Source organism: Ruegeria sp. AB8, assembly GCF_056542605.1.
In genome coordinates this window covers 93,805-114,062 of record NZ_JBQGAB010000013.1, presented here as the reverse complement: position 1 = coordinate 114,062, position 20,258 = coordinate 93,805, and the positions used below count along the sequence as shown (strand labels likewise).

The window sequence follows — 20,258 nt, the reverse complement described above, 5'->3', positions numbered from 1 at the left end:
CAAGCTATGTGAACGACCGGATCAGTTTTTGACCCAGCTTGGCAGGGTAAACTCGCCCGTCGCGTATTTCTCTGGGTACACAACAGCGGCGGTTCCGTCCTCGTACCACTGCACGACAACCATGGACGGTGCGGCGTCATCAAACGGCTCGGACAGATCAAAGCGAATGTTATGCGGATAGGTACGGCCGGTTACGGGTTCGACCTCATCATCGCCCCAGAAGGCATAGCGCAACCACAGCTGACCATCCATCTCCAGGACCAGATCCTGCTTCTTCATCGCATCGGCCCAGCCTTCGACATTGTCGAAACCACCAGCTTCTTCGGCAGCAGCCATGGCCTGCTTAAGACCGTGATAGGCGTTGAACCCGTTGAAATGCGGCAGCAACGGGCGACTGTCATACTTGGCCTGATAGGTGTCGACAAAAGCCTGGCTTGCCGGATCCAGCCTGAACCCAACCGAAGGGATCGGGGACAGGGTCGAGATGCCGCCGCCGGCGCCGCCCGTGTCTTCCCAATACTCCATACCCAGCGCGGATACGTTGACGCCCGTCATCGCCATCGGCACTTGCAATTTCACATATTGCGACGACACAACCTGAGAGTTAACGGACGAGACCTGATAGATGAAGTCGGCCCCTGTATCCTGCGCACGGCTGAAGATCGGCGCGAAATCGACGGTGGCCACGTCATACGTAATGATATCCTTGACCTCGATCCCGGCGACCGGTGCAAGCGCTTCGGTCACAAGTCCGGTGATCGCTTCGCCAAAGGCGGTGTCCTCGGCCAGAATGACAACGGAATCCCAGCCCATCTTTTCCTTCAGGACATCCGCGCCGAAATTGATGTAAAGCGTGGCCAACGCCTCGTCCGAGGCGATGTTCATGAAATAGGGCGCCATGCCCTCGGGATCTTCGACCACCATGTCGATGATGCCGATATAGGATGTCCAGGTGTCCAGCGTCGGAATGCGGTATTCCTGCATCCGGGGCAGCCAGCCAAGCGACACATCGTCGATCGAGCCCGATATGATGAAATCAACCTCTTCGGTCTCGGCCAGGTATTCATAAGCGCGTACGCCTTCGGTCGGATCCTGCCCGGTATCGGCAGAGACCAGTATGATCTGCTCGCCCATCACGCCGCCATTGGCGTTAAGCTCCTCAATCGCGACTTCTGCCCCGCGAAGGGTCGACAGCCCGGTGTCCGAGGAAAGCGACCCAATAAACCCAACCTTAATTTCTGCTCCGGCCGTCGAGGCCATGAGCGCGATGCATGTTCCGCTAAGTAGCGCTGTCTTGATCATCAGTTTTGCTCCCTGTGTCTCATTATGCCGTTCTTGTATTCTGTATACAGTACACAAGAAGATGGATCGATCAAATCCTTTCTTGAAAACTCATGTTCAGAATCCGCCGATTTTACCGCTTTCATCGTGGATCACGGCGTCCACATCGATCTCCACCATCAGACCGGGTTGGGTCAGGCCTGCCTGAACAGCGGTCAGAACCGGATCGATACCCTTGAAAAACTCTCCGTGCACACGCGTGAATTCGCCCGCTTTTGACAGATCGGTCAGGTATGCGCGCACCCGGCCCACATGGCGCAACTCTGCCCCGACAGCCTTTAGCGCGTCTTCGGTACGGGACAGGACATAACGTGTTTGCGCGCCCACATCGCCCGGCGCATAAATACGCCCTGTTGGTTCAATCGCAGTCGTCCCGGCGACCCAGACAAATGGTCCGATCCGCTTGGCGCGGGAATACGATGCGACCTCTTCAAACCGCCCGCCGGACTTCCACGACCGAAGGGTCACAGACCCAGCCTCAACCGGATCGCATCAGCTGCTTCTTGCAGCCCTGCCTGTTCCTGGTCCGTCAGGCGCAGTTCCTCAACCTCGACCAGTCCACCGGCGCCAAGATGTGCGGGCACGCCCAGCACCACGCCATCAATTCCGTATTCGCCCTGCAACATCACAGACACCGGAACCGGACCGGACCGAGCGCCCCTGATGTGATCGATCAGTTCAATCGAGGCATGGGCCGGGGCAATCGTCGCCGAACCGGATTTCTTGAGCGCGACGACCTGCCCGCCGCCTGTGATCGCGTCCTGTACGCATGCTTCAATTTGATCCGGTGACAGAAAGACCTCAAGCGCCCGTCCCTTGATCCGGGCGCGACTGGGGATCGGCGCCATTTCGTCGCCGTGACTGCCAAGGGTAAAGGCCTCGACATCAGCGGGAGAGACCCCCGCGGCCATGGCAAGTGCGTTGCGGAACCGGCTGCTGTCCAGCGTTCCCGCCATGCCCAGAACCTGTTCCCGCGCGAAGCCAGTGGCCCGCAACATCTCGAACGTCATTTCATCCAGAGGGTTTGTTACGACAATCACGATGGCGTTTGGTGCGGCTGAACGGATCGCTTCTGCCGACTGGCGGATCACACGCGCGTTCACATCGATCAGGTCAGCACGGGTCATGCCCGGGCGGCGTGCGCGCCCGGCGGTTACGACGACCACCTCGGCACCTGCCACCAGATCCAGAGATTCCCCTCCGACGCATCGGACACGGGCACCAGTGATGCCGGACGTGTGATTGAGGTCCAGCGCTGTCGAAGCTGCCAGACCCGGAGCAATGTCGATCAGGGCGATTTCATCCGCGATATCCGCCATCGCTGCCAGATGTGCGATATTGCCACCAACGCCACCTACACCGATCAGCGCCAGCTTGCCCAGCCTGCGGGCCTTGCGCGGTGCCCGCGCAGGCGCAACCCACTTGGGTGAGCGGCGATAAAGCACGCGGCGCATCGAAACGACGCCATCTGTGCGCGGCGCCTGTGGTCGCTCCAGCGGTCCGTCCACCAGGGTGATGCCGATGCGCTCCGCCGTTTCCCGGGCCAGCGCCGTGACGATGTCGCCGGGCAGAACTTCGAACACGATCCTGCCACGGCGGCGCGCGTCCTCGACCGCGTCCGAGCCTATGACCCGCGAAGCAGCCATCAGCCTGCCTGCCCGTCCACCGCCTCGATGGCGCGGGTTGCCGCTTCGACGGCGGTTTTGACCGAGTTTTCCGACCCCGAGATGAACAGGCGGCCAAACCGGCCCACCGCGCGGACTTCGACGATGTCTATCTCGGCTGCCTTTTCCGCCTCGTTCGCGGCGATAGAGATGTAGGCGGCTGGTGCGCATTCGACGATCCCCAGTGTTTGTCCGGGAACGATGAGAGCGCCCTTGCGCCACTTGTTCAGCAATTGCGCCTGATAAGGTTCAACGCTTGTGATGATCTGAGTCGAACTGATTGCGGGCTTCAGACGGTCCGACATCGAAGCCCCAAGTTCGGCCAGCATCGCATCTCGGGCCGCAGACACCTCGGCATTTGAAGGTGAGCGCAGGATAAAAAACCCGAACTCTCGTTCCACCATCTGCGTTGTTGCCTCTACCGAAGACGCCTTGAGCGCGCGATCGATCAGCGAAAACACCCCATTGCCCGGCGCAAACTCTCCGATCAGCACTGTGTCCCCGGACAAAGGCACCGAGCCCTGCACCGTCGCGCCGTTGTAGGCCGCGAATTTCGGTTGCAGGTTGTCGATCTGCATCAGCGCCCGGATCGTGATCTCGCTCATGCGCCATACTCCTCATAAATGTCGCGCCAGGGTCTGCTTTCATAAGCGACCCGCTTGATGTTGATGAGATGCAGGGCCGTCACGTTGTCCGACGTGATCGACCCCGACCACGTGCCAGTGCCCAGCATGAAAGACGGCTCCAGATCTGTGGAATAGCCCATGCCACCCATGATCCCCGGCGTGTTCACCAGCACGCGTCCCGTGGGTACGGTGGCAAAGCGGGCGACAACCTCGGGGTCGTCCGAATGGATGACCGAAGAGTGTCCCCAACCTTCGAACCGCGCGATGGACTGCGCCAGTTCGATGCCGTGGTCAGTGGATTTCGCCTCGTAGAAAGCCAGCACCGGGTTCAGTTTTTCCGCCGATAGCGGGCGTTGCCAACCCACTTCGCTTTCTTCAGAGACCAGACAACGGGTGCGCGGCGGAATCGAGAAACCGGCGGCATCGGCCAGGGCCTGCGGGCTTTGCCCGACCCTATCGGGGTCCATTGCCCGCACACCCTTGAAAATCACTTTCGCCAGTCGATCCGCCTCGGCCGGGGTGCAGAAATAAGCTCCCTTCAGCTTGAGTTCATGCCGCAGGTCACGGGATATTTCCGGGTCGGCCACCACGGCCTGCTCGCTGACACAGGCGGTGCCGTAGTCGAAGCTTTTCGATGTGACGATCATCTCGGCCACTTCCGCCAGATCGCGCGCCTTCGATTTGTGCACATAACACGGCACGTTGCCCGCCCCGACCGCCAATGTCGGCTTGCCGCTGGAATAGGCGGCCTTGACCATAGCCGGGCCACCTGTCGCCATAACAACCGACGTACGGCGGTGCTTCATCAACTCGGCCGTGCCCTGAATGGTCACTGCATCCAGGCATTGGATCAGCCCGTTGGGTGCACCCATCTGTTCGGCCACCCGCGCCATGATGTGGACGGTTTCGATTCCGCACCCCACGCCTCGCGGATGGGGCGCGCAGACAATCGCGTTGCCCGCTTTCACTGCTGACAGCACTTTGTAGATGATGGTTGAGGTCGGGTTGGTGACCGGAATAAGGGCGGCCACCACGCCCATCGGTTCCCCAAAGGCCGCGACCTTTGTGGCATCATCCCGCCACAACAGGCCCAATGTCGTTACATCCCGCAAATAATCCGCAACTGACAAGGCATTGAAAAGGTTCTTGACCCGTTTGTCCGGGACATTGCCGTATCCGGTTTCCTCGACCGCCAGCCGCCCCAGCCGTTCAGCCTCGGGTTCAATGGCGCGGGCCATGGCGTCCACGATGGCATCCACCTGTGCCGGATCGGTCCCGAGAAAGGCCCGGTACGCCTCGAACGCCGTTTCAGCAGCGCGCCGCGCGGCGGCGATGGATTTCAGATCTGCGTCCATCACGAGGCTCCAGTGGCAATAGTGTCAAAGATACGACGCGCCTGATCGACATCGCCTGCGGTTATTCCGATGGTTTCAAGCCTGCGCCCTGCCGCCGCGACGTCAGCGCCAAGAATACGGTCTGTCATGGTGATCAGACTCTCTGTCAAAGGAACGGGCTGACCGGCCAACCTTGCAGCAGACACCAGCGGGACCAGCGAGCCAAGCACACCGTCACGCATCAGGTGGCGTGCGGCCTGTCGATCCGGCACAGGCCGGGAACCCGACCCCCTTTCAGCCCCGGCAAAGGTGGCGATCCAGTCCGACGTTTCCGGCAGGTTTCGGACTCCAAACGCAGCCGCGACCTGTCTCCGTTCCTCGGCCAATCCTTCGATGACGGCGATCTGATCGGCGCCGATGAGCGAGGCAAAAGTCTGGTTTGCCTCCAGCGAAACGCCCCCCATCGGAACATCGGGGCCGCCGTTGCCCATCCCCTGCCCGCCAAGGGTCAGGGCAGGTATTTCCACGGCCGCGGACAGGTCACGAAATCCGGAAGCCAGGACAGAATCCACCGGGTGAAGGTTCGGCAGAATGTTGTTCAAGGCTTCAAGGATGTTGTTGCGGCCGCGTGGCAGCGTTGCCGCCGCCATTGGTGCGGCTGTGGACAGGGTCAGCCCAGCACCTTCGGCGCTGAACCAGTAGGGCAAACCCAGAATTTCAACCAGCGTTACATCCGCCCGACACCCCCCGATGCGCAGCATCCAGGCGGCTTCGACAGCGCCCAGAGACCGCCCGGGGGCCAGTACCAAAACCTGGCCGTCACTCAGGTGATCAGCCAGAACCATGGCATAGGTACGCTGCTTGTGAACGGGTCCGGTCAGAAAGATCACTTGTGCGTCCCGAACAGCGGCATCCAGTTCCGCTGTTGTTTGCACCGATGGCCCGTCCCGGTTCACCTGATAGGTGCCCACAGGACCGTCACCCCGGATACCAATGCCCGAAGATTGGGTCAGCAGCGAAAGCTCGGCTCCATAGGCCGAAAAAAGTGTGACATCGGCCCCTTCAGCCAGACATAGCGCTGCCAAAAGGCGGGCATCCGGTCCGCCGCCCAGCACTGCAAAACGCTCAATGCTGCGCGCGGCAGGGGCGTCGCGGGTGGCGCCCCGCGTCACCGCACGGGTGAAATCCTCAAATCCGGCTGACATAATGTCTCCTTAGCGGCGATGGATCAGGCCGAAGATCCGGCTCCGAGCCCGTCGATAATGGCTTCAAGCTCATCATGCGGGCGCGCAATCACGTGGACCGACACCACTTCACCAACTTTGTTGGCTGCAGTTGCGCCCGCATCTGTTGCGGCTTTGACGGCGCCGACTTCGCCGCGCACAAGGGTTGTCACCAGACCGCCGCCAGCTTTGGTCTGGCCGACAATCGCCACGCTGGCCGCCTTGACCATTGCGTCCGCTGCTTCGATCGCCCCAACAAGACCGCGGGTTTCGATCATGCCCAGGGCCATCTGCCCTGCCACTGGTTTCGCCATTTTTCCTATCCTCCGAAGGCTATTGATTTGTGTGTTGTGTTTCAGTTCGTTGAAACGCGATCGACCACCGCGATAATCGCCAGATCCACCGGAGCGGTGGACAACCCCGCCGCCATTCGTGCGGCCGAGCCTGTCGCGATCAGCACCGTGTCACCCACGCCCGCGCCGCATGTATCCGCTGCAACGCGCGCCGGATCGATCAGATTGCCGTCGCTGTCGATCAGGTCTGTCACCAGCAGTTTCAGACCGACCAATCTGGCGTCCTTTGCCGTTGCCGTAACCGTTCCCGCAACCTTGCCGAGGTGCATCAGAATGTCCTCAGATAGCGGTCAAGCTCGACCTGAGTGACCTGTTGGTTGAAAAACTCCAGCTCGCGTTCGGCCTGCTGCAAGAGCAACTCCCACAGCATCTCGCCCATTGCGTCGCGCAGCCACTCGGACCCACGCGCCAGTTCGATGGCGGTTGGCAGATCGGTCGGAATGGGATCACCAATGCCATCCTCGTATGCATTGCCGGTTGTGGGGTCGGTTGGGGTCAGGCCCTGCTCGATCCCGTCCAGACCTGCGGCGATTTCGGCGGCGAGCAGCAGATAGGGATTGGCATCCGCACCGGCATCGCGTTTTTCGACACGCACAGCGCTGTCGGATCCTTCGATGATACGGATACCGACAGTGCGGTTGTCGTATCCCCAGCTCGCGTTGATCGGACAGAAGGTATACGGTTGGCGGCGACGGTAACCATTGACTGTTCCGCTACCGCAGATCGCACTTTCGCACATCCGCTTCTGCAGCCCGGCGATGAAAGACTTACCTGTGTCGTTGATCTTGCCATTTTCGGCAAAAACGTTCTTTCCGTCCTTCCACAGCGAATAATGTGTGTGAAAGCCGTTGCCGGACTGGTCAAAGAACGGCTTGGGCATGAAGGTCGCCAGATACCCGTGGGCGATGCCCAACTGGCGGATCAGCGACTTGAATAGAACAACGCGATCTGCAGCAGCCAGCGCTTCGCCATAGCGAATGTTCACTTCGATCTGGCCGGCGGCATATTCCGGGTTCGACTGTTCGATCGGAATGCCGCATTCATTGATCTGCTGACGAATGGGCCCAACGATATGCTCCATTCTTGCCGCCCGACCCAATCCATAGACCTGAATTCCGCTGTCACGCGGCTGCCCGGTTTCAGGGTCCAGCAGATAGAATTCCAGCTCGGTGCCGACATTGACCTCGAAGCCCATGTCGCGCGCGCGCTCGACCTGACGCACCAGAGCCTGGCGCGGATCGATGGGCACCGGCTTGTGGTCCATACCTTCGGCGCGGCCAAAGCAGACCGCCACGCCCGGCTCCCACGGAACAGCGACCGGTTTGGTCATCGGGAAAACATGCATGTCGGGATAGCCGTTGTCGAAATTGACATAGGGCGTGTCCCAGACATCGCAGGTCATATCGATTGCCATCAAAGCAATCGAGAGCGCATTGCCGCTGTTGCACACATGATCCCAATGGCTGGCCGGAATGCGCTTGCCCCGCATGATGCCGTTCAGATCGCCGACGCCAAGAATGACGGTATGCGTGCCCTCGGGCAGATCAAACCCCGAACTCATTGATGCGCTCTCCCTGTTTTTTAGCTTTATAAATGCTGTATTCTGTATACAGTATTCACAAAGACAATCCAGAAACAAGGAAAATCTGCGTCATGTCCAAAAGCTCGGTCATCGTTGTCGGGGGCGGCATCGTCGGCGTCATGACGGCGCTCACACTGCAACGAAGGGGCGAGGCGGTGACATTGATCGACAGGTGGGAACCCGGTCATTCCCGTGCATCTTCAACGGATTACAACCGGGTGATCCGCGCCATATCGGGACGGGATGAGTTCTATACCCGATGGGCGCGCGAAAGCCGCCTGCGCTGGCTCGAGCTTCAGGCCGAAAGCGGACAGAACCTGATGTATGAATGCGGCGCCCTGATTCTGGCCACCGGCGGCCATTGTGACTGGGAAGACGCAACCGCGCAGACTTTCGACAAGGTTGGCGTGCCTTACTACAAGTTCGATCAGCACGAGATCGAATCGCGGTTCCCCCAGTTTCGGGTGTCCGATATCGAATATGCACTGTTCGAGCCCGAAGCCGGAATGCTGATGGCGCATCGCTGCGTGTTGACCGGACTGGATCTGTTCCGGCGCGCTGGGGGAATCGTGCAGCGGGGACGTGTCACCACGGACGGCTATGAGCGTCCGATGCTGGACGGCAAACCGCTTGAGGCTGATCTGATCGTCATTGCGACAGGCCCCTGGATGGCGGACATGTTCCCCAAAACAATCAAGCCGATTTCAACGGTGGTTGGCGTCAATGTCCTTTACACCTCGACGCCAGATGGGTCCGAGGACTTCGATATGAGCCGAATGCCCTGCTGGATCGATCATGGTCAGGGGTCATTTGGCCTGCCCTCGTCCGAGGGGTCTGGTGTCAAGGCGGCTGTTGTGATCCCCGACAAGATCGACCTGGACAACGACGAACGCCTGATCCGTCAGGAAACGCTGGGTCGCACACGCAGCTATATTCGCCACCGTTTGCCGGGCCTGGAAGGCGAGCGTGTCGTAGATTCGAAGTTCAACCAGATCATCCTGACACCGGACACTCATTTTATCGTCGACTGGCACCCGGAACATGACAACGTGTTATTTGCCGGGGGATGCTCAGGGCATCTGTTCAAGCATGCTCCTGTGTTTGCTGAATTCGCTGCAGGTGTCGGCATGAAAGATTTTGGCACGGCTGACCGGTTCAGGGTCGCCGGACGCAGAAAACTCAGCCCAAAAGAAAGCCCAAGCGGCCGCTAAACTTCGGACAAGGCGCGGTACAAGCCAGCATTGGGACATTTTTCCTGCGGCAGCCGGGCTCCGGCCCGAATGGCGTCGCGGCATGTTTCCGCCTGCAGGCAATGGCCGCATTTTTCGGCAAGCTCCAGGCCAAGGTTGGCGTGCGCGTTCAGGTCATCTTCCGTCAACCCGAACTGCCGAGCCATCGCAAGGATGCGCTCGCGTGCCTGTGGCGCACCCGAGCGCAGCATCGCCAAATCCGCGCGGGAAAGCCCCAGATCTGACAACTCGCGATCGTCCACATGTTCCGTGCGGGGCGCGCCAACGATCCGCGCAATGGACTGAAAGAAACCTGAGTAACCGGACATCTGACACCTCCTTTGCCCTGCCTTGTATTCAGTATACATGACAAGCTCGCCGGAGAATTGATCAGGATCAAATGGTGCTGCCGGCTATTCGCGCTGCTGAGTCCGATATGTTCCCCGAAACAAAGCTGCAGCCTGCGACGCGGCCAGATCGCCCGGAACATTCGCTGTCCTGAGCGCTGCCAGGCCGGCATCCGCATCCTCTGGCGTCACAATGATGTCGCGACCCCGAATGAACAGGTCGCGCAAATGTTCCGCCGTGTATTCGGGATGAAACTGAACCGACCGGGCAGGAAACTCGTAATCAAGCGCCCCGACAGGACAGTGATCAGCCGAACCCGTAACCCGAGCCGTCGGAGGCACCTTGGTCACCTGATCCTGATGCCAAACATAAGCGTCCGGATTACCGCCTTCGTAGTCAAAGGCGCGACAACCAACAATGTTGCCGATCAGCGCCTTTTCCGCCTTTCCGCCATAGACATCGGCCATGATCTGATGGCCGAAGCAAATTCCGAAGACAGGTTTGCTCTGGTCCCGACAGTCTTGCAGGAACAAGCGTAGGGGCTGCATCCACTCCGTGTCGTCGTAAACGCCGAACTCGGAACCTCCGACAATGACCCCTTCAAAATCGGACAACGCCGGAAGAGCGGCACCATCCACGACATTCGCCACAAAGAACTCTGCTTCCGGCAAATGCGGTTCGATCCACTCGCGGATCTGCTGCGCGGTTCGCGGCAAACCCTCCAGCAACGGCAGCGGGTGGCTGGTCATCTCAAGCAGAGCGATCCTCACCAGTCGAAAGCCCGGTCTATGCCCGCCATCTTGACCCCGGTGAAGGCCGACGCCTGAAAGCTGAGTGCGCGCAGGTCTTCGGTTTCCAGATTGTGGACCGAGGATTTGCCGCAAGCCTTGGCCAGCGCCGTGATCTCCATCGTCATGGCCGTCAGATACCGGGCGATACGTTCCGCACCGGCATGGGGGTTCATGCGCGCCTCAAGTTCAGGGTCCTGCGTTGCGACGCCAACCGGACAACGGCCTGTATGGCAATGGTGGCATGCACCGGGCGATGTCCCCAAAGCGGTGTAGTCGTCGAGATACCTGGGGCTGTTGCACCCAAGCGCGACCATCGCTGCGTTGCCAATCATCACCGCATCGGCACCCAATGCCAGACATTTGGCTGCATCCACTCCCGAGCGGATACCCCCGGCTGCCACAAGTGAGACCTTGCCGGTCATACCGCAATCGTCCAAAGCCTCGCGCGCGGCGCGAATGGCGCTCATGGTCGGAATGCCGGTGTGATTCAGCAGCAGTTCGGGGGATGCCCCGGTACCGCCCTCTGCCCCGTCAACAACCACGACATCGGCGCCTGCCTTGGCCGCAACCGCCACGTCGAACCTGGGACGTGTCGCGCCCATTTTGATGAAAATCGGCACCTGATAATTGGTCGCGATCCGCAATTCCTCGATCTTCACCGCCAGATCGTCAGCTCCGAGGAAATCCGGGTGGCGGATAGTCGAACGCTGATCCACCCCTTCGGGCAGTGTTCGCATCTGGCTGACCCGCGGGCTGACCTTCATGCCCAGCAGCAGGCCGCCGGTTCCCGGCTTGGCCCCCTGCCCCACGACGATTTCCAGCGCATCCGCGCGGCGCAGGTGATCCAGATCCACACCATAGCGGGCGGGCGACATCTGGTAGAGAAGGCGTTGGGAGGCTTCGCGCTCCTCCTCCAGCATGCCGCCTTCGCCCGTGCAGGTCATGGTGCCCACTTTCGAGGCCCCATAGCCCAGCGATGCCTTGGCTGACGCCGACAACGCGCCGAACGACATGGATGCGATGTAGATGGGAATCTTGAGTTCCAGCGGGCGCTCGACAAGGCCGCGGCCACCACCCAGAACGGTCGTGGTGTCGCAGCTTTCACGATACCCCTCCAACGGCAGACGGGTCATGGTCGCCGGAACAAATGTCAAATCGTCAAAGGTTGGCATCTGCTTGTTGAACGTGTTGTAGCCGCGAACCTGATAGCGTCCCAACTGCGCCAGCGCGTGCACCTCGGAAATCGCCTCGGGCGTCCATCGCGTCGATCCACCTTCGTCATACGAGGACGGCACCCCGGCCGGGCGACCTTCGATTGCGCCCGCGTCGCGAAACCGGATTTCCTCTTCCGGGGCTACATCGAACGGATAGTCATAGGGTTTACTCAGATCATGAGCCATGCGCTTGCATCCCTGCTTTCAAAATACCAAAGACGTTGACCGGACACCATTTTTCTCCAGTTCCGTGAACTGTCGACAAGCCCGAGTGGGTCAAGAATGGCGTCGACCTCGGCGACTTCCTCGGCCGTCGGTTCAAGTACATCGACATCGACGCCAAGGCTGTCGACCTCGCCCGCCACCCAAACCTCTCCTTGCCACAGGGCATCGGCACAGGACTCGCCCGCTCCGCCCAAGGCAATGATCCGCCCGGAATGCGCCATGAAACCGGATTGATACCCGATCTTGCCTTCCACCACGATATTTCCGCCCTTCATGGCAACGCCGACGCGGGGCCCGGCGTCCCCTTTGACATGGATCGTGCCGCCGATCATTGCGGCCCCACAGGACATGCCCGCATAGCCGCCAACGGTTATGTGGCCCTTGGCCATTCCCTCGCCCACGGCCCAGCCGCAGTTGCGTTCGATCGTGATGTTTGCTCCGGTGTTCAACCCGCCGCAGTAGTAGCCAACGGACCCTTCGAACGTGATGTCCACATTGTCCGGCAACCCCACACCCAGATTATGCCGCGACAACGTATCGACCACCCGGATGGGACGCCCTGTGGCACACGCTGCCATGATGTCCTGATTCACTTCGCGAATATGCCGTTTCCCGACTTCGATGACGATCTCATCCATCTGCCTTGCTACCTCGCTCATGCCGCCAGGCTCCGGTTTCCGACACCCCAGATACCTGTCAGCGACGGGCCGTCGTAATTGATCACGTCGCATTCCTCGGTCATCACCCGACGCACCGCCTGCTCCTCCGTCGCGGCGGCAAGATCGCCGTTGCGATTGACGACGACCAGCGGCTTCATGGCGAAGCGATCCTTGGCAAAGCCAATCCCGTTCGGCGTTGCGATCATGTATGTGAAAACCCCGTCGATCGAGGTGATCGACTTCTTCAGCGCCTGCTCCATCGTCAGGCCTGCCTTCATCTGGTCACTGACCCAGACCGCAATCAGTTCGCTGTCATTTTCGGTCAGAAAGCGATAGCCCATCCGGGTAAGTCTGTCACGCCACGTGAAATAGTCCGTGATCTGCCCGTTGTGGACAATCGCCACATCCGAGAAAGGCCGCGCCCAGAACGGGTGCGAAGCGTTTGGCAGAACCGAGCTTTCGGTGGCCAGCCGCGCATGCCCCAGACCATGGGTCCCAACCATGTCGCGCACACCGTGTTTCTCGGACACGGCCTCTGCTCCGCCGATATCCTTGATGATCTCGAGGCTGCGTCCGCAGGACTGAATTTCGATCCGGTCGGTCAATTCATCCGCATCACGGACCCATGCCTGCAAATCCGCAGGGTCCGAGATTTCCATCCGAAAGCAATAGTGCTGATTTTCATCCGTCAAAATTTTTGGGTCGGACAGGAACTCTGAGCCGTGTTCTTTCAATACCGCCTCAAACGCATCCAGATCCGAGCTTTGCCGGGATTTTTTGAACCCCATGCCCCGCAGAACGTATCCTGCTTCCCGTGGTGGCCCATAGATTGCAAACCCGGTGCTGTCCGCGCCGCGATGTTCCTGCGCGTCCATCAGGTCTACCAGGTCCGCCCCGACCTTACCGGGCGCGGCCAGAATCCTTCCAGCGATTCCACACATGAAGAGCTCCCTGTTCATTCGCGTCTGTATACTGTATACAGTACACGAACAATAGCAAGCCCAATCGCCTTGGCACCGGTTGCTTTTTTGAATACAGAATTCACAAAATGCGGAAAGAGAGGCTCCGAGTGGCTCTGAAAGAAATTAAAACTCAACGCAGAAGACTGGCTGACGAGGTTTACGATCAGCTGGTCGAGGCCATCATGAGCCGCGAGATTTCAGCAGAAGACCGGCTGGTGCAGGAAAAGCTGGCGGCCGAACTGAATATCAGCCGTACACCGGTCCGTGAAGCATTGATGCGGCTGGAAACCGAAGGGGTATTGGAAGTTGCCGCCAGCGGCGGCTTCCGTCTGGCGCGCATGGATCAGGCCGAGGTCAGGCAGTTGTATCAGGCGCGTGCAGCCATCGAAGGGCAAGCAGCGCGCATTCTGGCGGTTCACGCAGAACCCGAAGTGCTGGACCGGCTGCGAGACTTGATTCGACGCGAAGAGGATTTGATCAACGGCTCGACCCGGGACTACTTCATTGCAAACCGGCGCATTCACCGTGCCTTCATGATTGAAGCGGGCAACAAATTCCTGCTGGATATGTTCGACATGATCTGGGGCAAGGCGATGGCATTTCACCTGTTTTCTGCGATTGAAAACGTGGACATTTCGAAATCGCTGGGGGACCATCTGACGCTTGTCGATGCCATCGCAACGGGCGATGCAACCGAAGCGCTCGAGACATTCACAGCGCATATTCAGGCCGGTTTCGATCTGCAGATCGAGGGCCTGAAGGAAGCCAGGTAGGGCTGCGTCACGGGCACAAGCTTAATCGGGAACGACAAGATCAATTTCGTTCAGCGCGAGCATTGAACGAATCTCCTGTGACGGCTGGGTGTCCGTGAAGAACAGATCGATTTTGCCCGATGCTTCCAAAGTGACCGGTGCGCGTTTGCCCAGTTTCTCGCCATCTGCCACCACCACGCGAACTTGTGCCCGGTCAATCGCAATACGGGCCAGGTTGGCCTCTTGCAGATCGTGCAGCATGAAACCCAGATCCGCGTTGACCGCGCCTGCCGACAGAACGGCAAACCTGACGTTCAGCCGCTTGATCAGGTCCTGAGCCTCCACACCAAATGCGCCGCCATCGTGGGGGCGCAGCTCGCCACCGGCCATGAAAACCCTGTTGTTGTTTCTTGAGGCCAGTTCATTGGCGACGAAAACGGAATTGGTGACTATAAACAGACCCTTATGATCCCTGAGAGCCCTTGCGACATAGGCCGTGGTCGATCCGATATCAAGAAACACGGAATCCCCATCGCTGATGATCTTCGCAACGGCCTTGGCCAGTTTTTCCTTGGCGTCGACCTTTTTGTCCAGACGGCTTTCCAGCGTTGGTTCCAGGATGTCTTCGACCAGATGAACACCGCCATGGACCTTTCGCACGATACTGCGCTCTTCCAGATTGCGAACATTGCGTCTGATGGTTTCCAACGTGACGCCCAGTTGATTGGCCAGAAAGCTTACCCGGCACGATCCGCCGGCCTGAAACAGCTCTCGCAGGATCTCTTCTTCGCGTTGATTGGTCGTCTTTAGGTTCATGTTCTCGGGCATTGGATATCGATCTTGAAGTGGCATTCAGGCATATCACAACACCCACAGAAAGCAACGCCACACGAAAAATCAACGGTTTGAGCGTCGTGATTTGAGTATTTATGTGGCTTTACGTGGTTTTTATTGACACAAAACCCCACGTTATGGTCGTCTGGAGGGAATACCACCGATTCACCAGAAAAAACCACGACAGGGAGATGGTATGATGAAACGCAATCTGGGACTCTGTGCACTTGCCTTGGCAGCTGCCGGTGTGACCTCGGCAACATGGGCCGCAGAGTCGACCGACCCGATCAAACTGACACTGCACGACTGGTCCGGTCAGCTGATCAACACCAAGATCATGGGCTCGATCCTGCAAGAGGCTGGATACAACGTCGAATACGTTCAGGCGGACTATATCGCGCAATTCGCAGGCCTGAAGACGGGCGACCTGCATCTGGCGATGGAAATCTGGGAAACCACCGGACGCGAGGCTCTGGACGAGGCGACCGCCACCGGCAATGTCGTCAATGTCGGTGAAACCGGCCTGATGGCGATCGAGGAATGGTGGTATCCGTCCTACATGAAAGACCGCTGCCCGGGTCTGCCCAACTGGGAAGCGCTGAAAGACTGTGCCGAAGAATTCGCAACTGCCGAGACTTCACCAAACGGGCGCTACGTTGGCGGCCCTGTAACCTGGGGCGGATTTGACGAAGAGCGTGTCGAGGCGCTGGAACTGGAGTTCGAAGTTGTCCACGCGGGAACCGATGCAGCCCTGTTTGCAGAATTGGAATCCGCCTATCAGCGGGAAGACCCGATCATGCTGTGGGTTTACGTACCCCATTGGGCGCCCGCGAAATATGACGGCGAGTTCGTGGAGTTTCCGCCTTTCTCGGCCGAATGCTACAGCGATCCGTCGGTCGGTGTGAACCCGAACCTGGCCTACGACTGCGGCAAGCCGCGTGGTCCGATCTGGAAAGCGGCCTGGTCCGGTTTGCAGGAAAAATGGCCCGGGGCTTATGACATCATCGAGGCCTACAATATCAACAACGATGAAATGAGCGCGATGGTCGGAAAGGCCGATCTGGAAGGCGTGGAAATCGATACGGTTGTTGCGGATTGGATGGGCGCCAACAAGGACCGCTGGTCCGGCTGGATCTCCAAGTAATCCGCCTTTTGCCGGAGCGGGCAAGCTCCCTCTCCCCACCCGTTCCGGCCTTTTCCATTCTCTGACTGGACACACCAGATGACCCCCAAGACAAAATTGTCCTGCCGTAATGTATGGAAACTGTACGGTCCAAATGCGGAATCGCTGCTGCGGCAACACCCGAACCCATCGGCGGATGAGATTCGCAACGCAGGCGTCATCGGGGCGGTGCGCAACGCCAACATCGAAATCACCGAGGGAGAGATTTTCGTCATCATGGGCCTGTCCGGATCGGGCAAGTCGACTTTGGTGCGTTGCCTGTCACGGCTGATCGAACCAACGGGCGGAGAAGTTCTGTTCGATGACACCGATCTGCTGCGCGCCAACGAGAAAGAGCTGATAGAAATCCGCCGCCACAAGATGGGCATGGTATTCCAGCACTTTGCCCTATTGCCGCATCTGACCGTTCTGCAAAACGTCATGTTCCCATTGACCATTCAGGCTAAACCAAAAGCCGAGGCAGAGGCCAAGGCGCGCGACGTGGTGGAGCTGGTAGGTCTGAAAGGACGCGAGGATTACTACCCGCGCGAACTTTCTGGCGGACAGCAACAGCGCGTCGGAATCGCCCGCTCGCTGGTGACGGAACCGGACCTGTGGTTTCTGGACGAGCCGTTCTCGGCCCTCGATCCGCTGATCCGGCGCGAGATGCAGGATGAGTTTCTGCGCCTGCAGGAGCGGCTGCATAAAACCATCGTCTTCATTACCCACGACTTCGAAGAGGCCGTGCGTCTGGCCGACCGCATCGCCATCATGAAAGATGGCCAAGTGATCCAGATCGCCACCCCGGAAGAGCTGGTGATGCATCCCGCCACCGACTACGTGGCCGAATTCACCCGCCATATTCCCCGCTCAAAAGTGCTGACCGTCGGCGGCGTCATGCGCGCGGGGGCCAGTGGCGATGGCGATCCCATACCGCAATCAACCCGTGTGTCAGACGTGGCAGAACGGATCATTGCATCGGACACCCCAATCCCGATTTCGGATGAAAACGGCCAGATTGTTGGCGCGATAGATCGCAAGGCCGTGGCGCGTGTGCTGTTCGGCGGCGGAGATGCGGCATGATCCGCCTGAACCGCAGCCAGATTGTCATCCTGACGCTTGTTCTGGTAACGATCCTGCTGGGTTGGTTCGGACGCGATCTGGGCAAGGTGATGGATGCCCGCTGGCTGACCAAGTTCCCCTCGGCCTGGGTGATCCCGTTCAAAACCTATATTTCCTCGGCCATGACCTGGCTGATCGAGGACGCAGCCATCGGGCCGGTTTCGTTCACCGATATCACACGTGCCATCGCCTGGCTGATTGAACAGCCTTACAACTTTGTTCTGGCGCTACTCGCCAATGGGTTCGTCAGCGGTTTGGGCAATGACGCTCAGGTCATTCTGCCCGCCATCAGCTGGATCGTGGTGATCACCGCAGTGATCGCGTTGGGCCAGTATTGCCGCGACTGGGCACTGGCCGCGTTAGTTGGTAGCTGTTTCATCTACCTTGCGGTCTTTGGCCAATGGGACAGCGCAATGGTCACTTTGGCTTCGGTTCTGATTGCAGTTCCGATCGGCGCGGGCGGGGGGCTGCTGACCGGCATCATCGCCTATCGCAACCCGACCTTCGAACGCATCATCTCACCCATTCTCGATCTGATGCAGACAATCCCGATCTTCGCCTATCTGGTGCCGATCCTGTTCATGTTCGGCTTTGGTCCGATCTCGGCTCTGGTCGCGACGATCATCTACGCCACGCCTCCGATGGTTCGGATCACGACGCTGGCACTGAAAGCCGTTGACCCCGAGATTCAGGACTTTGGCCGCATGGCAGGCACGACACAGCGGCAACTGATGTGGCGCGTTCTGGTGCCCTCGGCCAGTCACAGCCTGATGGTGGGTGTCAATCAGGTGATCATGCTGACGCTGAACATGGTCATCATCGCCTCGATGATCGGGGCCGGAGGGCTGGGGTTCGACGTCCTCGCCGCGCTGCGCCGTCTGGACATAGGCGCAGGGTTCGAAGCTGGCATCGCCATCGTTGTTTTGGCCATCGCGGTGGACCGGCTGAGCCAGGCTTTTGCCGAACGGATGGGGCAGGTGCATCATGAGGCGCCGGGCTCGTGGGTCGCCCGCCATCGGCGGACAGTTCTCGTGCTGATCCTGCTGGTCGTTACATGGGTTCTGGGCCAGTTTTCACCCCTGCTGCTGGAATATCCCGAAAGCCAGACGATCACCACGGGTGCCTTCTGGGACAACACTGTCGAATACCTGAACGTCAACTATTTCGACACGTTCGAGGCGATCAAGGTCTTTTTCCTGACCTGGTTCATGATCCCGATCAAGACGGTTCTGCTGGGCATCCCATGGCCCTGGGCCATTGCCATGCTGACGTTGCTGGGCTGGCACGCAGGCGGCTGGAGATTGGCGCTGCTGTGCGGCGGTATGGCGTCGCTGATCCTTGTGTCGGGCCTGTGGTCGAAGGCAATGGTGACGGTATACCTCTGCGGGGCATCGGTCATTCTGGCAACCCTGATCGGAGTGCCTCTGGGCGTGCTGGCGGCCCTGAACAAACGCGCCGGAACGGTGATCAATCTGCTGATCGACACGCTGCAAACTCTGCCCAGCTTTGTCTATCTGATCCCGGTGGTCATGCTGTTTCGGGTCGGCGACTTCACCGCACTGATCGCCATCGTGCTTTACGCATTGGCCCCAGCAGTGCGCTATGCCGCGCACGGTGTGCGTTCAGTCAGCGAAGACCTGATCGAGGCCGGGCTGGTTTCTGGCTGTACCCGCACGCAACTGCTGCGCCATATCCGCCTGCCGATGGCCCTGCCCGAAATCCTGCTGGGCATCAACCAGACGATCATGCTGGCTCTGTCGATGCTGGTCATCACCGCGCTCGTCGGCACCCGCGATCTGGGGCAAGAGGTCTATATCGCACTGACCAAGGCCGACACCGGTCGGGGTCTGGTGGCTGGTCTGTCGATTGCCTTCATCGCCATCATTGCGGACAGGCTGATCAATGCAGGTGCCCGGCAGGCCCGTATCCGCTTTGGACTGGAGAGCTAACATGAGCCATTCCGATCTGATGACCCGCATCCGCGATCTGCCGATCTGGCAAGGAAATATTGAGGCAACGCCTCTGACCGGCGGCATCACCAACATAAACTACAAGATCACCGACGATAGCGGCTCCTACGTGGTGCGTGTCGGAGACGATATCCCCCTGCATCAGGTGATGCGCTTCAATGAACTGGCGGCCAACAGGGCGGCCCATGCGGCTGGGCTTTCGCCTGCCGTGGTTCACGCCTCGGGCGATCTGACGGTATTGGAGTTCGTCGAAAGCCGTACCTTGTCCGAAGAGGACATTCGCCACCCCGACACGCTGCCGCGTGTTCTGGACCTGGTGAAAGCCTGCCATATCGAGGTCCCCAAGCATCTGCGCGGCCCGTCGCTGGTGTTCTGGGTCTTCCACGTCATCCGTGACTACGCAGCTACACTCAAGGAACGCGGAAGCACCCATTCGGCTTTGCTCCCTGATCTGGTGGAAATCAGTGACGGGCTCGAAGCCGAGGCGGGACCATATGACATGGTTTTTGGCCACAACGATCTGCTCTGCGGCAATTTTCTGGACGACAGTGCCCGCCTCTGGTTGATCGATTTCGACTATGCCGGGTTTAACTCGCCGCTCTTTGACTTGGGCGGGCTGGCTTCGAACAACGGCCTTTCGCCCGAAAAGGAAGACTGGGTGCTGGAGACATATTTTGAAACCCCCGTCACTGGCGATCTGCGCCATCGCTACACGGCCATGAAATGCGCCTCGCTGCTGCGCGAAACGATGTGGAGCATGGTGTCCGAAATCACTTCGGATATCGACTTCGACTACGCAGCCTACACAGCCGAAAACCTCGCGCGGTTCCGCGCGGCCCTGACAGACTTCAAAAACACCTGAGGACA

21 protein-coding genes are annotated in these 20,258 nt (G+C 59.4%); 6 read left to right on the top strand and 15 right to left on the bottom strand.

The genetic code is table 11. The features are described from left to right. Positions 1-21: 21 nt before the first annotated feature. The 9 genes from ACR0CG_RS14840 to ACR0CG_RS14800 all read right to left on the bottom strand — a co-directional run bounded on the left by ACR0CG_RS14840 (position 22) and on the right by ACR0CG_RS14800 (position 8,102). Positions 22-1,302 (bottom strand): ABC transporter substrate-binding protein, encoded by a 1,281-nt coding sequence (locus ACR0CG_RS14840; RefSeq protein ID WP_480525890.1) that lies wholly within the window; start codon positions 1,300-1,302, stop codon positions 22-24. 96 nt (positions 1,303-1,398) lie between these two features. Continuing rightward, complete coding sequence (locus ACR0CG_RS14835) at positions 1,399-1,809, bottom strand: Rid family hydrolase (protein ID WP_480525888.1); 411 nt, start codon at positions 1,807-1,809, stop codon at positions 1,399-1,401. Further along, positions 1,806-2,987 (bottom strand): malate dehydrogenase, encoded by a 1,182-nt coding sequence (locus ACR0CG_RS14830; RefSeq protein ID WP_480525886.1) that lies wholly within the window; start codon positions 2,985-2,987, stop codon positions 1,806-1,808. Before ACR0CG_RS14830 ends, ACR0CG_RS14835 begins: the two co-directional genes overlap by 4 nt. After that, positions 2,987-3,610 (bottom strand): BMC domain-containing protein, encoded by a 624-nt coding sequence (locus ACR0CG_RS14825; RefSeq protein ID WP_170611731.1) that lies wholly within the window; start codon positions 3,608-3,610, stop codon positions 2,987-2,989. Before ACR0CG_RS14825 ends, ACR0CG_RS14830 begins: the two co-directional genes overlap by 1 nt. Next, on the bottom strand, positions 3,607-4,986 hold the full coding sequence (locus ACR0CG_RS14820) for an aldehyde dehydrogenase family protein (protein ID WP_480525884.1): 1,380 nt from the start codon (positions 4,984-4,986) through the stop codon (positions 3,607-3,609). Before ACR0CG_RS14820 ends, ACR0CG_RS14825 begins: the two co-directional genes overlap by 4 nt. Next, positions 4,986-6,170, bottom strand: coding sequence for a hypothetical protein (locus tag ACR0CG_RS14815; RefSeq protein ID WP_480525882.1), 1,185 nt, complete (start codon positions 6,168-6,170; stop codon positions 4,986-4,988). The genes ACR0CG_RS14820 and ACR0CG_RS14815 overlap by 1 nt, the downstream gene beginning before the upstream one ends. A gap of 23 nt (positions 6,171-6,193) precedes the next feature. Beyond that, positions 6,194-6,502, bottom strand: a complete 309-nt coding sequence (locus ACR0CG_RS14810) for a BMC domain-containing protein (protein WP_117869464.1) — start codon at positions 6,500-6,502, stop codon at positions 6,194-6,196. Between the two features lie 41 nt (positions 6,503-6,543). Further along, positions 6,544-6,810, bottom strand: coding sequence for a EutN/CcmL family microcompartment protein (locus ACR0CG_RS14805; RefSeq protein WP_480525880.1), 267 nt, complete (start codon positions 6,808-6,810; stop codon positions 6,544-6,546). Next, positions 6,810-8,102 (bottom strand): glutamine synthetase family protein, encoded by a 1,293-nt coding sequence (locus ACR0CG_RS14800; protein WP_480525878.1) that lies wholly within the window; start codon positions 8,100-8,102, stop codon positions 6,810-6,812. Before ACR0CG_RS14800 ends, ACR0CG_RS14805 begins: the two co-directional genes overlap by 1 nt. Positions 8,103-8,194: 92 nt before the next feature. Between ACR0CG_RS14800 and ACR0CG_RS14795 the strand changes: the two genes are divergently transcribed. Then, a complete protein-coding gene (locus ACR0CG_RS14795) occupies positions 8,195-9,334 on the top strand; it encodes an FAD-dependent oxidoreductase (RefSeq protein WP_480525876.1) in 1,140 nt (379 codons plus the stop codon). Here ACR0CG_RS14795 and ACR0CG_RS14790 read toward each other — a convergent pair. The 5 genes from ACR0CG_RS14790 to ACR0CG_RS14770 form a co-directional block, all read right to left on the bottom strand. Further along, entirely contained in the window at positions 9,331-9,681 is a 351-nt protein-coding gene (locus ACR0CG_RS14790) for a hypothetical protein (protein ID WP_170806739.1), read from the bottom strand. The genes ACR0CG_RS14795 and ACR0CG_RS14790 overlap by 4 nt on opposite strands. A gap of 84 nt (positions 9,682-9,765) precedes the next feature. After that, a complete protein-coding gene (locus ACR0CG_RS14785; protein ID WP_480525874.1) occupies positions 9,766-10,470 on the bottom strand; it encodes a type 1 glutamine amidotransferase in 705 nt (234 codons plus the stop codon). Further along, a complete protein-coding gene (locus ACR0CG_RS14780) occupies positions 10,467-11,891 on the bottom strand; it encodes an FMN-binding glutamate synthase family protein (RefSeq protein WP_170679065.1) in 1,425 nt (474 codons plus the stop codon). Before ACR0CG_RS14780 ends, ACR0CG_RS14785 begins: the two co-directional genes overlap by 4 nt. Next, on the bottom strand, positions 11,876-12,589 hold the full coding sequence (locus tag ACR0CG_RS14775; RefSeq protein WP_170611714.1) for a GltB/FmdC/FwdC-like GXGXG domain-containing protein: 714 nt from the start codon (positions 12,587-12,589) through the stop codon (positions 11,876-11,878). The genes ACR0CG_RS14780 and ACR0CG_RS14775 overlap by 16 nt, the downstream gene beginning before the upstream one ends. Next, complete coding sequence (locus ACR0CG_RS14770; protein WP_480525871.1) at positions 12,586-13,530, bottom strand: class II glutamine amidotransferase domain-containing protein; 945 nt, start codon at positions 13,528-13,530, stop codon at positions 12,586-12,588. Before ACR0CG_RS14770 ends, ACR0CG_RS14775 begins: the two co-directional genes overlap by 4 nt. A 128-nt stretch (positions 13,531-13,658) precedes the next feature. On the opposite strand from ACR0CG_RS14770, the gene ACR0CG_RS14765 reads away from it, so the two are divergent. Continuing rightward, the gene (locus ACR0CG_RS14765; RefSeq protein ID WP_480525869.1) at positions 13,659-14,324 is read left to right on the top strand and encodes a GntR family transcriptional regulator; all 666 of its coding nucleotides are present in this window, start codon (positions 13,659-13,661) and stop codon (positions 14,322-14,324) included. Positions 14,325-14,345: 21 nt separating this feature from the next. Here ACR0CG_RS14765 and ACR0CG_RS14760 read toward each other — a convergent pair whose 3' ends face one another. After that, entirely contained in the window at positions 14,346-15,155 is an 810-nt protein-coding gene (locus ACR0CG_RS14760) for a DeoR/GlpR family DNA-binding transcription regulator (RefSeq protein ID WP_480525867.1), read from the bottom strand. A gap of 178 nt (positions 15,156-15,333) precedes the next feature. On the opposite strand from ACR0CG_RS14760, the gene ACR0CG_RS14755 reads away from it, so the two are divergent. From ACR0CG_RS14755 to ACR0CG_RS14740, 4 genes are all read left to right on the top strand, one after another. After that, positions 15,334-16,281, top strand: a complete 948-nt coding sequence (locus ACR0CG_RS14755) for an ABC transporter substrate-binding protein (RefSeq protein WP_480525865.1) — start codon at positions 15,334-15,336, stop codon at positions 16,279-16,281. 78 nt (positions 16,282-16,359) lie between these two features. Next, positions 16,360-17,382 (top strand): quaternary amine ABC transporter ATP-binding protein, encoded by a 1,023-nt coding sequence (locus ACR0CG_RS14750; RefSeq protein ID WP_480525863.1) that lies wholly within the window; start codon positions 16,360-16,362, stop codon positions 17,380-17,382. Further along, positions 17,379-19,370, top strand: coding sequence for an ABC transporter permease subunit (locus ACR0CG_RS14745; RefSeq protein WP_170619626.1), 1,992 nt, complete (start codon positions 17,379-17,381; stop codon positions 19,368-19,370). The genes ACR0CG_RS14750 and ACR0CG_RS14745 overlap by 4 nt, the downstream gene beginning before the upstream one ends. Position 19,371: 1 nt before the next feature. After that, entirely contained in the window at positions 19,372-20,253 is an 882-nt protein-coding gene (locus ACR0CG_RS14740) for a phosphotransferase (RefSeq protein WP_480525860.1), read from the top strand. The last annotated feature ends 5 nt before the right edge of the window (positions 20,254-20,258 follow it).

Excerpts from the sequence above, each read along its gene's own strand:
- ACR0CG_RS14840 (WP_480525890.1), bottom strand. The coding sequence starts at position 1,302 with ATGATCAAGACAGCGCTACTTAGCGGAACATGCATCGCGCTCATGGCC.
- ACR0CG_RS14830 (WP_480525886.1), bottom strand. The coding sequence starts at position 2,987 with ATGGCTGCTTCGCGGGTCATAGGCTCGGACGCGGTCGAGGACGCGCGC.
- ACR0CG_RS14825 (WP_170611731.1), bottom strand. The coding sequence starts at position 3,610 with ATGAGCGAGATCACGATCCGGGCGCTGATGCAGATCGACAACCTGCAA.
- ACR0CG_RS14820 (WP_480525884.1), bottom strand. The coding sequence starts at position 4,986 with ATGGACGCAGATCTGAAATCCATCGCCGCCGCGCGGCGCGCTGCTGAA.
- ACR0CG_RS14815 (WP_480525882.1), bottom strand. The coding sequence starts at position 6,170 with ATGTCAGCCGGATTTGAGGATTTCACCCGTGCGGTGACGCGGGGCGCC.
- ACR0CG_RS14810 (WP_117869464.1), bottom strand. The coding sequence starts at position 6,502 with ATGGCGAAACCAGTGGCAGGGCAGATGGCCCTGGGCATGATCGAAACC.
- ACR0CG_RS14805 (WP_480525880.1), bottom strand. The coding sequence starts at position 6,810 with ATGCACCTCGGCAAGGTTGCGGGAACGGTTACGGCAACGGCAAAGGAC.
- ACR0CG_RS14800 (WP_480525878.1), bottom strand. The coding sequence starts at position 8,102 with ATGAGTTCGGGGTTTGATCTGCCCGAGGGCACGCATACCGTCATTCTT.
- ACR0CG_RS14795 (WP_480525876.1), top strand. The coding sequence starts at position 8,195 with ATGTCCAAAAGCTCGGTCATCGTTGTCGGGGGCGGCATCGTCGGCGTC.
- ACR0CG_RS14790 (WP_170806739.1), bottom strand. The coding sequence starts at position 9,681 with ATGTCCGGTTACTCAGGTTTCTTTCAGTCCATTGCGCGGATCGTTGGC.
- ACR0CG_RS14780 (WP_170679065.1), bottom strand. The coding sequence starts at position 11,891 with ATGGCTCATGATCTGAGTAAACCCTATGACTATCCGTTCGATGTAGCC.
- ACR0CG_RS14775 (WP_170611714.1), bottom strand. The coding sequence starts at position 12,589 with ATGAGCGAGGTAGCAAGGCAGATGGATGAGATCGTCATCGAAGTCGGG.
- ACR0CG_RS14770 (WP_480525871.1), bottom strand. The coding sequence starts at position 13,530 with ATGTGTGGAATCGCTGGAAGGATTCTGGCCGCGCCCGGTAAGGTCGGG.
- ACR0CG_RS14760 (WP_480525867.1), bottom strand. The coding sequence starts at position 15,155 with ATGCCACTTCAAGATCGATATCCAATGCCCGAGAACATGAACCTAAAG.
- ACR0CG_RS14755 (WP_480525865.1), top strand. The coding sequence starts at position 15,334 with ATGATGAAACGCAATCTGGGACTCTGTGCACTTGCCTTGGCAGCTGCC.
- ACR0CG_RS14750 (WP_480525863.1), top strand. The coding sequence starts at position 16,360 with ATGACCCCCAAGACAAAATTGTCCTGCCGTAATGTATGGAAACTGTAC.
- ACR0CG_RS14745 (WP_170619626.1), top strand. The coding sequence starts at position 17,379 with ATGATCCGCCTGAACCGCAGCCAGATTGTCATCCTGACGCTTGTTCTG.
- ACR0CG_RS14740 (WP_480525860.1), top strand. The coding sequence starts at position 19,372 with ATGAGCCATTCCGATCTGATGACCCGCATCCGCGATCTGCCGATCTGG.